Consider the following 13,660-nt stretch of genomic DNA (forward strand, 5'->3'; position numbering starts at 1 on the left):
GCCCTTGGCCTTGCTGTCTCGTCGTCAGTACTTGAGCCGGATGGATCGTTTCCAGCATGGACGTTCGGCGCGAACTTTAGGCGGTGAGGGGCCTGAGATCAACAAAAAATGTCGCGTTTTTGCACTTGTCTGACGTGCGTTGACGACACCTCTCTTTGTAGCCGACACAGATGACGGACAGATGTTCCCGAAGAATTCACGGGTGTTAAAAATACCTGCACGTTCGACGCTTTTGCGCGCCAAGTGGCTGGTAAGTGTCAAGTCGTCAACATCGGCGACGTTAGCGGCGAGAGGCGGGTGTGAGGGGGATTTTGGCTGTTTCGGAAGGTGTCGCCGGACAGCGATCAAGGGAGTGGCTGTTGATATTTTTTTCCGGCGTGTTGGCGGACAAAAAACCTTGTGGCGAGGGAGCTTGCTCTCGCGGACTGCGCAGCAGTTCCACTCTTTTTTGCCAAGAGGGGCCGCTTCGCGGCCCAGCGGGAGCAAGCTCCCTCGCCACAGGTTCGTTGTTGGCTATTTATTGATCAGGCAACCACCGCTTCAGCCGGTGAGACGATATTGGTCTTCATCCCCCGTGAACGCCCCGAGCTCAGGTAGGCAGCAATGGATTCCTGGGTCACTTCCCCCAGGAACACTCGTTCGGCATCCAGCACCGGCAGCCACGAGCGGTTGAACTCGTACATGCGTGACAGAAGAATCCGCAGGTGCTCGTCGTAGGCGGCGGTGGCGTTGAATTCGCGCAGGAACTGGGCGCAGGTGCCGGTCTGACGGTGCAGGTCGCGACGGCGTACATAACCCAGGGCCTTGTTCTCGGCGCAGGTCACCACCACGTAGCGGCGGTCGTGTTCGTCCATCAATTCCAGGGCTTCGGCCACCGGGGTTTCCGGGCTCACCGACGGGGCGTTGTCTGCCGCGTCTTCGGCCTTGACCAGCAACAGGCGCTTGAGGGTGCTGTCCTGGCCGACGAAGTTGCTGACGAAGTCGTCCGCCGGGTGGGCGAGCAAGGTGTCCGGGTGATCGATCTGCAGCAGCTTGCCGGCGCGGAAGATGGCGATCTTGTCCCCCAGCTTGATGGCTTCGTCGATGTCGTGGCTGACCATGATCACGGTCTTGTTCAGCGCGCGCTGCATCTCGAAGAACTCGTTCTGGATCATCTCGCGGTTGATCGGGTCCACCGCCCCGAAGGGTTCGTCCATCAGCAGCAGCGGGGCGTCCGCCGCCAGGGCGCGAATCACGCCGATGCGCTGCTGCTGGCCGCCGGACAGTTCCCGCGGATAGCGGTGCAGGTACTGCTTGGGTTCGAGCTTGATCATGCTCATCAGCTCGCGGGCACGGTCGTGGCATTTCTGCTTGTCCCAGCCCAGCAGCTTGGGCACCACCACGATGTTTTCCTCGATGGTCATGTTGGGGAACAGGCCGATCTGCTGGATCACGTAGCCGATGTTGCGGCGCAGGGTGACTTCGTCGAGGTCGGTGGTGTCTTCGCCGTTGATCAGGATCTTGCCCGAGGTGGGTTTGATCAGGCGGTTGATCATCTTCAGCGTGGTGCTTTTGCCGCAGCCCGAAGGGCCGAGGAATACGCAAATTTCGCCTTCATTGACGGTCAGGCTTACGGAGTCAACGGCGGTGATGGTCTTGCCGTTGCTTTGGAAGGTCTTGGTCAGCTTTTGAAGTTCGATCATTTGAGCAGTCCTTTTGGTGTCAGCGAGCGTTGCAGCCATTGCAGAAGCAGGTCGGCGAAGATGGCCAGGAGACTGACCAGCACCGCGCCGACGATCAGCATCGACATGTCGCTGCGGCTGATGGAAGCAAGAATGAGTACGCCCAGGCCGCCGGCGCCAATGGTGGCGGCGATGGTCATGACGCCGATGTTCATCACCACGGCGGTGCGTACCCCGGCGAGAATCACCGGCACCGCGATGGGCAACTCGACCATGCGCAGGCGCTGGCCGAAGGTCATGCCGATACCGCGGGCGGCTTCACGGATCCCCGGTTCGACGCCGGTCAGCGCCAGGTAGGTGTTGCGCATGATCGGCAGCAGCGAATAGAGGAACACCGCCGTGATGGCCGGCAGCGGGCCCAGGCCCTGGCCGAACTTGGAGTAGAACGGCAGCAGCAGGCCGAACAGGGCGATGGACGGAATGGTCAGCAACACCGTTGCGCTGGCCTGCAGCGGGCCGGCCAGGGGCGGGAAGCGGGTCATCAGGATGCCCAGGGGCACGCCGAAGACAATCGCCAGGCTCACGGCAATGCCCACCAGGGTGATGTGCTGCCAGGTCAGGTGCAGGACCTGGGCCCAATCGAGATGGGAAAAGGCGTTTAAAAATTCCATGTCTTCTCCTCTCTATCAGTGGTTGATCGGATGCTGGCGCAGGAAATCTGCGGCCACGGCGGAAGGGCTTTCATGGTCGACGTCGACCCGCGCGTTCAGCTGGCGCATGGTTTCGTCATCGAACAGCGCCGCCAGCGGCTTGAGGTCCGCCGCCAATTGCGGGTGGGCATCGAGATACGCCTGACGCACCACGGGGGCGGCGGTGTAGTCCGGGAAGTAGTGCTTGTCGTCCTCCAGCAGCTTGAGCTTGAAGGCGTTGAGCCGACCGTCGGTGGTGTAGACCAGGCCGGCGAACACCTGGCCGTTGCGCAGGGCGGTGTAGACCAGGCCGGCATCCATTTGCCGGGTGTTTTTGCGGGTCAGGTTCATCTCATACAGCTTAACCATGCCGGCCATGCCGTCGGAGCGGTTGGCGAACTCGGTGTCCAGGGCTACCAGGCGGTTCTCCTCGGGTTTTTCGGCCAGGGCTCGGGTCAGGTCGCTGATGCTGTTGATCTGCGGATGTTCCCGGGCCACGTTCTCCGGCAGGGCCAGGGCGTAGGTGTTGCTGAACTTGGACGGCGCCAACCAGACCAGGCCTTTTTTCGCGTCGAGTTCTTTGACTCGGGCGTAGGACTGCTGGCTGTCGAGTTTCTCGTCGATGTGGTTGTAGGCCACCAGCGACACCCCGGTGTATTCCCAGATCAGGTCCAGTTGTCCGCTTTCCTGGGCGCTGCGGGCCAGGTTGCTGCCCAGGCCGCCGGTGACGCGGGTGTCGTAACCCTTGCTGCGCAGGTACTGGGAGGTGATTTCCGCCAGCAGGGTCTGTTCGGTGAAGACCCGGGCGCCAATGCGGATCAGCGGTTTTTCCGCGGCGTGGGCCAGCCCGGCGAACAGCAGGGCACAGCCGAGTATCAGGCTTAGTTTTTTCATGTCGATTCCTTGTCTCTGACGGGCTTAGGACGGGCGCAGACCGCGTTCCAGCCAGAGGCGGCTGGCCAGGGTGACCAGGCCGTCGAGGAGCAAGGCCAGCAGCGCGGTGCAGGCGGCGCCGAGCAGCAGTTGCGGCTGATTGTTCAGGGCAATGCCGGGGAATATCAGGCTGCCCAGGCTGTTGGCGCCGATCAGGAAGGCCAGGGGCGCGGTGCCGACGTTGATCGCCAGGGCCACCCGCACGCCACCGATGATGATCGGCACGGCGTTGGGCAATTCGACTTTCCACAGCACCTGGCGCGGCGTCATGCCGATGCCGACCGCGGCTTCCTTGAGGGAACCCCGGACGTTTTTCAGGCCTTCGTAGGTGTTGCGCACGATGGGCAGCAAGGAGGCGAGGAACAACGCGAAGATGGCCGGGCCGCTGCCGATGCCGAGGATCCCCAGGGCGATGGCCAGGACGGCCAGAGGGGGAACGGTGTTACCGATGTTGAACACCTGCATGAAGCGTTCGGCGCGTCCGACCATGTTCGGGCGGCTGAGGAAGATGCCGGCGGGGATGCCCACCAGCAATGCGGCGAGCATGGACGCCAGGACCAGGAACAGATGAGCTTGCAGGTAGAACAGTAGATCGTCGCGGTAGTGTTCGATCGTCGTGATGCCGATCCAGTGGACCAGCAGGGCCAGGAGGGCGATGACCGCAACCCCTCCTATCAGCCCTTTGCCATAGCGAATAGCCACAGGCGGACTCCTTTTGTCGGTCGGCGGGCACTTTCCCGTGTGGCAGGGCCATTCCTGGCTGCCGGGACAGTGCGCGCGAAAAGCAGCTCGTCGAATGCCGGCAAAGCGGCGGGTGAACGAGCCATGAGCGCAGCTTCGTCAAGCTAACTTGCTGATATTTCAGCCCCTGACGACAGTGCGTGACAGGGGAGTGGACGTCTCCAGGTTTTAAAAGGTTCCATACTTGGCAGCATTTAGCCACCGTTTATCTGCCGCGCGGCGACCCCGGCAACGGGGGCAGCGGTGGCCCGCGGGGTGTTCTCTGGGCTATAATCTGCGCCCTTTTTTGATCACCGCCAGGCGATTTCCCATGACCAAACAGGCCGCCGAAGTCGCGAAACGCCGCACTTTCGCCATTATTTCCCACCCGGATGCGGGTAAGACCACCATCACCGAGAAGCTGTTGCTGATGGGCAAGGCCATTGCGGTGGCGGGTACCGTCAAATCGCGTAAGTCCGACCGCCACGCCACCTCCGACTGGATGGAGATGGAAAAGCAGCGGGGTATTTCCATTACCACGTCGGTCATGCAGTTCCCCTATCGCGAACACATGATCAACCTGCTGGACACCCCGGGCCACGAAGACTTCTCGGAAGACACCTATCGCACCCTGACCGCGGTGGACTCGGCGCTGATGGTGCTCGATGGCGGTAAGGGCGTTGAGCCCCGGACCATCGCCCTGATGGACGTCTGCCGCCTGCGGGACACGCCGATCGTCAGCTTCATCAACAAACTCGACCGCGACATTCGCGACCCGATCGAGCTGCTGGATGAAATCGAAGCGGTGCTGAAGATCAAGGCCGCGCCGATCACCTGGCCGATCGGTTGCTACCGCGACTTTAAGGGCGTGTACCACCTGGCGGACGACTACATCATCGTCTACACCCCGGGCCACGGCCACGAGCGCACCGAAACCAAGATCATCGAGAAGCTCGATTCCGACGAAGCCCGCGCCCACCTGGGTGACGAGTACGAGCGTTTCATCGAGCAGCTGGAGCTGGTGCAGGGCGCCTGCCACGAGTTCAACCAGCAGGAGTTCCTCGACGGCCAGCTGACCCCGGTGTTCTTCGGTACCGCCCTGGGCAACTTCGGGGTCGACCACGTGCTGGACGCCGTGGTGGATTGGGCGCCGCTGCCGCTGCCCCGTGAAGCCAACGAGCGCGCCGTGGCGCCGCAGGAAGAAAAGTTCAGCGGTTTCGTGTTCAAGATCCAGGCCAACATGGACCCCAAGCACCGCGACCGTATCGCCTTCATGCGCATCTGCTCGGGCAAGTACGAGAAGGGCATGAAGATGCGTCACGTGCGCACCGGCAAGGACGTGCGCATCGGCGACGCCCTGACCTTCTTCTCCTCCGAGCGTGAGCAACTGGAAGAAGCCTACGCCGGCGACATCATCGGTCTGCACAACCACGGCACCATCCAGATCGGCGACACCTTCACCGAAGGCGAGGCCCTGGGCTTCACCGGGATTCCGCACTTCGCCCCGGAGCTGTTCCGCCGCGTGCGCCTGAAGGATCCGCTCAAGTCCAAGCAGTTGCGTCAGGGCCTGCAACAGCTGGCCGAAGAGGGCGCGACCCAGGTGTTCTTCCCCGAGCGCAGCAACGACATCATTCTCGGCGCCGTTGGTGTGCTGCAGTTCGATGTGGTGGCCAGCCGCCTGAAGGAGGAATACAAGGTGGAGTGCTCCTATGAGCCGATCACCGTGTGGTCCGCCCGTTGGATCGACTGCAGCGACAAGAAGAAGCTCGAAGAGTTTTCCAACAAGGCGGTGGAAAACCTGGCCCTGGACGGCGGTGGTCACCTGACCTACCTGGCGCCGACCCGGGTCAACCTGGCGCTGATGGAAGAGCGCTGGCCGGACGTGAAATTCCGCGCCACCCGCGAACACCACTAAGTTCGCCGGCAAGCCCCGAAGCCCCGCTGTGCAGACAGCGGGGCTTTTTGTTGCGCGCAGCAATGGCCCACCGCCCCTCAGGCGCTGGCTTGCCAGCGAAGGCGGCGGACGCTGTGGTGCATGGCTGGCGGGTTTCTTCGCCGGCAAGCCGGCTCCTACGGAGGGTGGTGTTTTTCAGGGCACGCCGTTAGTCGGAAGGGCTTGGACGGCTTGGGTATCGATAGGGGGCTATCTGGCAAAGCCGGGAGATCACGACTAGTTTCAGACTGTGCTGTGGTCACTGTTCGGCAGGGTTCGCAGCCTTCGAAGATTCACCTATGAAGGGATGGAATCGACCATGAGAATTTTCCAACGCGTTGTGCTGTTGATCAAAGTGCTGGTGATGCTGTCGCTCGGAACCTCGGCGGCCTGGGCCCACAACCTGCTGCAGGTGAAAGAGCCGGGTTATCAGTCGAGCCATAGCGCACCGGTGCAGATGCTTGCCAAGTCCGACTCGGAGCCGGGCGATGAAGGCCAGGGCGGCAGTTCCGGCGATGACGACCAGACCACCGACGAGGGCGAAGGCGACAGCCAGGGCTAAAAGAAACCCCCAGCGACGGACTGATGCGCAATCCGTCGCCAGGGGCGGGTCGAACAAGGTTCAGGCGCTCCCGAAGGTAATCGGGAGCGCCTTTTTCATGGCCGCTACAGCACGAATTGCTCGGCGTAGTGGCAGGCCACTTGCCGGTTGTCCAGCGGTCGCAGGGCCGGCTCTTCAGTGCTGCAACGCTCGGTGGCGTAAGGGCAGCGCTTGTGGAAGGCGCAGCCGGGTGGCGGGTTCAGCGGGTTGGGCAATTCACCGACGATCTTGATCTTCGGCTTGTCCGGGTCCGGATGAATGGTCGGGGTCGCCGACAGCAGGGCCTGGGTGTAGGGGTGCAGCGGGCGGGTGTAGATGTCCTCCTTGGGGCCCATTTCCACCGGCCGGCCGAGGTACATCACCAGCACCTGGTCGGCGACGTGACGCACCACCGCCAGGTTGTGGGAGATGAACACGTAGGCGGTGTTGAATTCCTGCTGCAGGTCCATGAACAGGTTCAGCACCTGGGCCTGGATCGACACGTCCAGGGCCGAGGTCGGTTCATCCGCCACCAGCACCTTGGGTTGCAGCATCATCGCCCGGGCCAGGGCGATGCGCTGGCGCTGACCGCCGGAGAACATGTGCGGGTAGCGCTGGTAGTGCTCGGGGCGCAGGCCCACCTGTTTCATCATGGCCTGGACTTTCTCCCGGCGTTCAGCGGCCGACAGCTTGGTGTTGATCAACAGCGGCTCGGCCAGTTGATCGCCGATCTTCTGCCGCGGATTGAGCGAGGCATAAGGACTCTGGAACACCATCTGCACGTCTTTGCGCAGTTGCTTGCGCTGGGCCTTGTCGGCACCGGCGACTTCTTGGCCGGCGATTTTCAGCGAGCCGGAGGACGGCTCCTCGATCAGGGTCAGGGCCCGGGCCAGGGTGGACTTGCCGCAGCCGGACTCGCCGACCACGGCCAGGGTCTTGCCGGCCTCCAGCTCAAAGGACACGCCGTTGAGGGCGCGCACGGTGGCGTGACCCTTGAACAGGCCTCGGGACACTTCGTAGTGACGGGTCAGGTCGCGGGCGGTAAGAACGACGGCCATTACGCCACCTCCTGATTCAGCGGATAGAAGCAGCGCACCAGGCTGGCGGCTTTCGGATCAAGGCTTGGACGCTGCTGACGGCAGTTGTCCTGGGCGTAGGGACAGCGGGGTGACAGCAGGCAACCCTGGGGCCGGTCGTAGCGCCCGGGGACGATGCCCGGCAGGGTCGACAGGCGGGTGGCACCGAGGCTGTGCTCGGGAATCGCCGCCAGCAGCGCTTCGCTGTAGGGGTGTGCGGGGATGTCGAACAACTGCGGCACCTGGCCGACTTCCACGGCTTGTCCGGCGTACATCACGCAGACGCGCTGGGCGGTTTCGGCCACCACGGCCAGGTCGTGGGTGATCAGCACCAGGCCCATGTTCTGCTCTTGTTGCAGGTTGAGCAGCAGGTCCATGATCTGCGCCTGGATGGTCACGTCCAGGGCGGTGGTGGGTTCGTCGGCAATCAGCAGCTTGGGTTCGCCGGCAATGGCCATGGCGATCGCCACCCGCTGGCTCATGCCGCCGGACAGTTGGTGCGGGTAGGCGTCCATGCGGCTGGCGGCGCCGGGGATCTCGACCTTCTCCAGCAGTTCGATGGCACGCTTGCGCGCGGCCTTGCCGGACATCTTCAGGTGCAGGCGCAGCACTTCCTCGATCTGGAAGCCCACGGTGTAGCTCGGGTTCAGCGCGGTCATCGGGTCCTGGAAGACCATGGCCAGGTCCTTGCCGACGATCTGCCGGCGCTGGCGGGCGCTGAGCTTGAGCATGTCGCGGCCGTCGAAGCTCAAGGCGTCGGCGGTGACGATGCCGGGGTGCTCGATCAGGCCCATCAGGGCCATCATGGTCACCGATTTGCCGGAGCCGGACTCGCCAACGATGGCCAGCACTTCGCCCTTGTCGACCTTGAGGTCGAGGCCGTCGACCACCGGCACCGCCTTGGCGTCGCCGAAACGGACATTGAGATTCTTGATTTCGAGCAGTGACATGGGAATCTCCTCAGGCGGCGTTCTTGAGTTTCGGGTCCAGCGCATCGCGCAGGCCGTCGCCCATCAGGTTGATTGCCAGCACGCTGAGCAAAATGGTCAGGCCCGGCAGGCTCACCACCCACCAGGCGCGTTCGATGTAGTCGCGAGCCGAGGCCAGCATGGTGCCCCACTCTGGAGTCGGCGGTTGCACGCCGAGGCCGAGGAAGCCCAGGGCGGCGGCGTCGAGGATCGCCGAGGAGAAGCTCAGGGTGGCCTGGACGATCAGCGGTGCCATGCAGTTGGGCAGCACGGTGATGAACATCAGGCGTGGCAGGCCGGCACCGGCCAGGCGCGCGGCCGTCACGTAGTCGCGGTTGATCTCGCCCATCACCGCGGCGCGGGTCAGGCGCACATAGGAGGGCAGGGACACCACGGCAATGGCGATCACGGTGTTGATCAGGCCCGGGCCGAGGATGGCGACAATCGCCACGGCCAGCAGCAGCGAGGGCAGGGCCAGCATGATGTCCATCAGGCGCATGATGGTCGGGCCCAGCAGACGTGGGAAGAACCCGGCGAACAGCCCCAGGAGGATCCCCGGGATCAGCGACATCACCACCGACGACAGGCCGATCAGCAGCGACAGGCGCGAGCCCTGGATCAGGCGCGACAGCAGGTCGCGGCCCAGTTCATCGGTGCCCAGCAAAAATTGCATCTGCCCGCCTTCGAGCCAGGCCGGCGGGGTCAGCAGGAAGTCGCGATATTGCTCGCTGGGGTTGTGCGGCGCCACCCAGGGGGCGAACAGCGCGCAGAACACGATCAGCAGCATGAACAGCAGGCCGGCCACCGCGCCTTTGTTGCGGGAGAAGTGCTGCCAGAATTCTTTGTACACGGACGGATAGAGCAGGCTTTGATCGACTGCTACTGAGGTAGTTGGAGTGCTCATTGGTCTTGATCTCAGCGCTGATGACGGATGCGTGGGTTGGCAAAGCCGTAGAGGATGTCCACCACGAAGTTGACCATGATCACCAGGCAGGCGATCAGCAGGATGCCGTTCTGCACCACGGGATAGTCCCGGGCGCCGATGGCTTCGATCAGCCACTTGCCGATGCCCGGCCAGGAAAAGATGGTTTCGGTCAGGACCGCACCGGCCAGCAGGGTGCCGACTTGCAGGCCGACCACGGTCAGTACCGGAATCAAGGCGTTGCGCAGGCCGTGGACGAACACCACCCGCGCCGGTGACAGGCCCTTGGCCTTGGCGGTGCGGATGTAATCCTCGCGCAGCACTTCGAGCATCGAGGAGCGGGTCATCCGCGCGATCACCGCCAGGGGAATGGTGCCCAGGACGATGGCCGGCAGGATCAGGTGGTGCAGGGCGTCGAAGAAGGCGCTGGTGTCTTCGGCCAGCAGGGTGTCGATGAGCATGAAGCCGGTTCTGGGCTCGATGTCGTAGAGCAGGTCGATGCGCCCGGACACCGGGGTCCAGCCCAGGCTCACCGAGAAGAACATGATCAGGATCAGGCCCCACCAGAAGATCGGCATCGAATAGCCCGCAAGGGAGATGCCCATGACCCCGTGGTCGAACAGCGACCCTCGCTTGAGGGCGGCGATCACCCCGGCCAAGAGCCCGATGATGCCGGCGAACAGCAGGGCGGCCATGGACAGTTCCAGGGTCGCGGGGAACAGCGAGGTGAACTCGCTCCACACGCTGGTGCGGGTGCGCAGGGACTCACCCAGGTCACCGTGGGCCAGTTTGCCGATGTAGTCCAGGTACTGGGCGTACAGCGGCTTGTTCAATCCAAGGCGTTCCATTGCCTGGGCATGCATCTCGGGGTCGACCCGACGCTCGCCCATCATGACTTCCACGGGGTCGCCGGGAATCATGCGTATCAAGGCGAAGGTCAGCAAGGTGATGCCGAAGAATGTGGGGATCAACAACCCCACACGGCGGGCAATAAAACTAAACATCTTCTGAAGTACCTCAATCAGCCGGTTAGGCGTACCCGCCACCCTTGGGGTCAAGGGTGGCAGGCGTTTCTTATCACTTCACTTGGGTGGTCGCGAAGTTGTTGGTGGTCAGGGGGCTCTGGTGGTAACCCTCGACGTTCTTGCGCATGGCGGTGAACATTTTTGGATAGGCCATGGGAATCCAGGGTTGGTCCTGTTGGAAAACCAGCAGAGCCTTTTCATAGAGCGCGGCGCGCTTGGCAGGTTCAGCGTCGGCGCGGGCCTGGTCGATCAGCTCCTGGAACTCCTTGTTGCACCAGCGGGCGTAGTTTTCGCCGTTTTTCGCTGCATCACAACTCAGGTTCGGGGTCAGGAAGTTGTCCGGGTCGCCGTTGTCCCCAGCCCAGCCGGCCGACACCATATCGTGTTCGCCGTTTTTCGCACGCTTTAGCATCTCGCCCCATTCCATGACGCGGATCTCGAGCTTGAGGCCGATCTTGGCCAGGTCGGCCTGCATCATCTGCGCACCCAGCAGGGGATTGGGGTTGGTCGGGCCGCCGCCGTTGCGGGTGAACAGGGTGATCACCGTACCGTCCGGCACCCCGGCGTCCTTGAGCAGGGCCCGGGCCTTGTCCAGATCCCGGGGCGGGTTCTTCAGGCTGTTGTTGAAGCCCAGCAGGGTCGGCGGATAAGGGCCGGTGCCGACCAGCGCATTGCCTTTGCCGTAGAGGCTGTTGACGTAGGCTTCCTTGTCGAAGGCGATGTCGATGGCTTTGCGTACCCGCACGTCGCTCATGTATTTGCGGGTGGTGTTCATGGCGATGTAGCCGGTGGTCATGGCCGCCAGTTCGTCGACCTTGAGGTTGGCGTCGGCCTTGATGCTGGGGATGTCATCGGGCTTGGGGTACAGGGCGACCTGGCACTCGTTGGCCTTGAGCTTCTGCAAGCGCACGTTGTTGTCGATGGTGATCGCCAGCACCAGCGGGTCGGCCGGTGGCTTGCCGCGGAAGTAGTCCGGGTTGGCCTTGAAGCGTACCTGGGCGTCCTTGGCGTAGCGGTTGAAGATGAAGGGGCCGGTGCCGATGGGCTTGCTGTTGAGGTCGGCCGTCTTGCCTTCCTTGAGCAGCTTGTCGGCGTATTCCGCCGGGTAGATCGATGAGAAGGCCATGGCGATGTCGGCCAGGAACGGTGCCTCACGGCGGGTCAGGGTGAAGACCACGGTGTGGTCGTCGATCTTCTCGACGCTTTTGAGCAGTTCCTTGAACCCCATGCTTTCGAAGTAGGGGAAGCCCACGCTGGACTTGTCATGCCAGGGGTGCTTTGGGTCCAGCTGGCGCTGGAAGCTCCAGAGCACGTCGTCGGCATTCATGTCGCGGGTCGGGGTGAAGTAGTCGGTGCTGTGGAACTTGACGCCCTTGCGCAGGTGGAAGGTGTATTGCAGGCCGTCCGGGCTGATGTCCCAGGACTCGGCCAGGGCCGGTTCGATGTCAGTGGTGCCGGGCTTGAAGTCCACCAGCCGGTTGAAGATGGTTTCCGCCACTGCGTCGGCCGTGACTGCAGTCGTGTACTGGACCATATCGAAGCCTTCCGGGCTGGCTTCGGTACAGACCACCAAGGGTTTGGCTGTGGCGCCGAGGGCGGCGCTCAGCAGGGCGGCGCCAATGGCCGCTTTCAGGGGAAGCATGTTCATCAGGAACCCTCTGCAATCGATTGAACCAGATTAGCTTGAACGGCGGATTCGTCATGAACCCGCCCTTCAACTGGTGGGTTAGAGAATGTTGAACGGGATGGTGGTAACCAGACGGAATTCGTTGATGTTGCCGTCGGCCTGGTTCTTGCTGGCGCGGTGCGTGGTGTAGGTGGCACGGATCGCGGTGGCTTTGAGTGGCCCGCTCTGCACGGCGTAGGAGGCGCCGATGCCGTATTCATAGTGGGTTTCGCCATCCATGGTTCTCACGCCGTAGAGTTTGCCTTCGGAGTTGATGCCGCCGTAGGCGCTGCCGGTGTAGTGGGTACCGTCGATGCCCCAGCCACGAGCCTGGTAGACGTTGAACTTGAGGCCGGGCACGCCGTATTCGGCCATGTTCAGGCCGTAGGCGATCTGGAAGGATTTCTCGTTCGGGCCGTTGAAGTCCGAGAGCAGGGAGTTGGCCAGGTAGATGCCGTTGGTTTCATGCAGGTAGTCGAAGTACTCGTTGCCGCTGACTTCCTGGTACGAGAAGGTCAGGCTGTGGGCCTGGTGGGTCAGCCCCATGGACAGGGAGTAGGTATCGTTGTCGATCTCGCCCATCTCTTTCTTGCCGGTGTCGACGGTCTTGTAGTAGTTCAGGCCGGTGGTCAGGCTCAGCACCGAGCTGTCGCCCAGCTCGTGGGTGGCGCCGAAGTAGTACTGGTTCCAGAAGTCTTCCACCTTGGAGGCGTAGAGGCTGGTCTTCAGGCTTTTCAGCGGTTGGTAGTTGAGGCCGACGATGCTCACGCGGTCGGTTTCGGCGGTGTTGCTGGTGTACTCGGAGCGGAATTTCGACAGGCTCTGTTCGGTCCGTGGCGATACCCGGTCAAAGGTGCCGGCATCGAACGACAGGTTGTTGAACTCTTCGCTGTGCAGGCTCACCCCTTCAAAGCTCGAAGGCAGCGCACGGTTGCCGATGACGTCGACGATCGGCGTGCTGAAGTTCTGCCGGCCGGCGGTCAGGGTGGTGTTGGATACGCGGAACTTGACGTTGGCCAGGCCGAGCTTGCTCCACTGGCCCACGGCGTCGCCGTCGGAATGGGTCAGGGTGCGGTTGTTCTTGCCGGCGATGTCCTTGCGGTCACGATCCAGGGCAATGGCGTTGTAGGCCGCGACTTCGGTGCTGACCCCCACGGTGCCTTCGGTGAAGCCGGAGCTGTAGTTGAGGATGGTGCCCTGGACCCAGTTGATCCGGCGTGGGGTCGAGGTGTCCACGCCATTGTGGTTGTAGGAAAAACGGTCATTGCGGCGTTTCAGCTCGTTGGCGTACCAGTTGCGCGTGGTGCCCGACAGGCTCTGCCCTTCGATGAAACCCTTGGCCTCGGCCTGGGCATTGGTGCTGTTCTGTACAGTCGGGACGAAGTCCTGGCTGACGCTCTCCGCATGGGCCGTGGCGGTGATGCTACCGATAGCCAAGGCTAACAATGCGCTGCTGCTCAGTTTCATGGGTGAAGCTCCTTTGTTTT

12 protein-coding genes are annotated in these 13,660 nt (G+C 62.7%); 2 read left to right on the forward strand and 10 right to left on the reverse strand.

Going from position 1 to position 13,660, the window contains the following annotated elements:
* Window positions 1–524: 524 nt before the first annotated feature.
* The 4 genes from PST29_RS04430 to PST29_RS04445 are packed head-to-tail and all read right to left on the reverse strand — an operon-like array spanning window position 525 to window position 3,985.
* On the reverse strand, window positions 525–1,682 hold the full coding sequence (locus PST29_RS04430; protein WP_060837512.1) for an osmoprotectant ABC transporter ATP-binding protein OsmV: 1,158 nt from the start codon (window positions 1,680–1,682) through the stop codon (window positions 525–527).
* The gene (locus PST29_RS04435) at window positions 1,679–2,332 is read right to left on the reverse strand and encodes an ABC transporter permease (protein WP_060842475.1); all 654 of its coding nucleotides are present in this window, start codon (window positions 2,330–2,332) and stop codon (window positions 1,679–1,681) included. The genes PST29_RS04430 and PST29_RS04435 overlap by 4 nt, the downstream gene beginning before the upstream one ends.
* Before the next feature lie 15 nt (window positions 2,333–2,347).
* Window positions 2,348–3,244, reverse strand: a complete 897-nt coding sequence (locus PST29_RS04440; protein ID WP_060842476.1) for a glycine betaine ABC transporter substrate-binding protein — start codon at window positions 3,242–3,244, stop codon at window positions 2,348–2,350.
* 24 nt (window positions 3,245–3,268) lie between these two features.
* Window positions 3,269–3,985, reverse strand: a complete 717-nt coding sequence (locus PST29_RS04445) for an ABC transporter permease (RefSeq protein ID WP_060842477.1) — start codon at window positions 3,983–3,985, stop codon at window positions 3,269–3,271.
* 349 nt (window positions 3,986–4,334) lie between these two features.
* Between PST29_RS04445 and PST29_RS04450 the strand changes: the two genes are divergently transcribed.
* Both PST29_RS04450 and PST29_RS04455 read left to right on the forward strand, forming a co-directional pair.
* Window positions 4,335–5,918, forward strand: coding sequence for a peptide chain release factor 3 (locus PST29_RS04450; RefSeq protein WP_060837516.1), 1,584 nt, complete (start codon window positions 4,335–4,337; stop codon window positions 5,916–5,918).
* A gap of 337 nt (window positions 5,919–6,255) precedes the next feature.
* Window positions 6,256–6,498, forward strand: a complete 243-nt coding sequence (locus PST29_RS04455; RefSeq protein ID WP_060837517.1) for a hypothetical protein — start codon at window positions 6,256–6,258, stop codon at window positions 6,496–6,498.
* Window positions 6,499–6,602: 104 nt separating this feature from the next.
* Here PST29_RS04455 and PST29_RS04460 read toward each other — a convergent pair whose 3' ends face one another.
* From PST29_RS04460 to PST29_RS04485, 6 genes are all read right to left on the reverse strand, one after another.
* On the reverse strand, window positions 6,603–7,574 hold the full coding sequence (locus tag PST29_RS04460) for a peptide ABC transporter ATP-binding protein (protein WP_060837518.1): 972 nt from the start codon (window positions 7,572–7,574) through the stop codon (window positions 6,603–6,605).
* Window positions 7,574–8,542, reverse strand: coding sequence for an ABC transporter ATP-binding protein (locus PST29_RS04465; RefSeq protein WP_060837519.1), 969 nt, complete (start codon window positions 8,540–8,542; stop codon window positions 7,574–7,576). The genes PST29_RS04460 and PST29_RS04465 overlap by 1 nt, the downstream gene beginning before the upstream one ends.
* Before the next feature lie 10 nt (window positions 8,543–8,552).
* Complete coding sequence (locus PST29_RS04470; RefSeq protein WP_060842478.1) at window positions 8,553–9,464, reverse strand: ABC transporter permease subunit; 912 nt, start codon at window positions 9,462–9,464, stop codon at window positions 8,553–8,555.
* An 11-nt stretch (window positions 9,465–9,475) separates the two neighbouring features.
* Entirely contained in the window at window positions 9,476–10,486 is a 1,011-nt protein-coding gene (locus PST29_RS04475) for an ABC transporter permease subunit (RefSeq protein ID WP_060837521.1), read from the reverse strand.
* A gap of 73 nt (window positions 10,487–10,559) precedes the next feature.
* Window positions 10,560–12,155, reverse strand: a complete 1,596-nt coding sequence (locus PST29_RS04480; RefSeq protein WP_060837522.1) for an ABC transporter substrate-binding protein — start codon at window positions 12,153–12,155, stop codon at window positions 10,560–10,562.
* Between the two features lie 78 nt (window positions 12,156–12,233).
* Complete coding sequence (locus PST29_RS04485; protein ID WP_060837523.1) at window positions 12,234–13,640, reverse strand: OprD family porin; 1,407 nt, start codon at window positions 13,638–13,640, stop codon at window positions 12,234–12,236.
* Window positions 13,641–13,660 lie beyond the last annotated feature (20 nt).

The sequence above is a fragment of the Pseudomonas sp. St29 genome (assembly GCF_001547915.1).
Classification (GTDB): Bacteria; Pseudomonadota; Gammaproteobacteria; order Pseudomonadales; family Pseudomonadaceae; genus Aquipseudomonas.

What these genes read in the sequence shown, in the direction of transcription:
- PST29_RS04460 (WP_060837518.1), bottom strand. Translation starts at nt 7,574, where the DNA reads ATGGCCGTCGTTCTTACCGCCCGCGACCTGACCCGTCACTACGAAGTG.
- PST29_RS04485 (WP_060837523.1), bottom strand. Translation starts at nt 13,640, where the DNA reads ATGAAACTGAGCAGCAGCGCATTGTTAGCCTTGGCTATCGGTAGCATC.
- PST29_RS04450 (WP_060837516.1), top strand. Translation starts at nt 4,335, where the DNA reads ATGACCAAACAGGCCGCCGAAGTCGCGAAACGCCGCACTTTCGCCATT.
- PST29_RS04465 (WP_060837519.1), bottom strand. Translation starts at nt 8,542, where the DNA reads ATGTCACTGCTCGAAATCAAGAATCTCAATGTCCGTTTCGGCGACGCC.
- PST29_RS04440 (WP_060842476.1), bottom strand. Translation starts at nt 3,244, where the DNA reads ATGAAAAAACTAAGCCTGATACTCGGCTGTGCCCTGCTGTTCGCCGGG.
- PST29_RS04455 (WP_060837517.1), top strand. Translation starts at nt 6,256, where the DNA reads ATGAGAATTTTCCAACGCGTTGTGCTGTTGATCAAAGTGCTGGTGATG.
- PST29_RS04430 (WP_060837512.1), bottom strand. Translation starts at nt 1,682, where the DNA reads ATGATCGAACTTCAAAAGCTGACCAAGACCTTCCAAAGCAACGGCAAG.
- PST29_RS04475 (WP_060837521.1), bottom strand. Translation starts at nt 10,486, where the DNA reads ATGTTTAGTTTTATTGCCCGCCGTGTGGGGTTGTTGATCCCCACATTC.
- PST29_RS04480 (WP_060837522.1), bottom strand. Translation starts at nt 12,155, where the DNA reads ATGAACATGCTTCCCCTGAAAGCGGCCATTGGCGCCGCCCTGCTGAGC.
- PST29_RS04435 (WP_060842475.1), bottom strand. Translation starts at nt 2,332, where the DNA reads ATGGAATTTTTAAACGCCTTTTCCCATCTCGATTGGGCCCAGGTCCTG.
- PST29_RS04470 (WP_060842478.1), bottom strand. Translation starts at nt 9,464, where the DNA reads ATGAGCACTCCAACTACCTCAGTAGCAGTCGATCAAAGCCTGCTCTAT.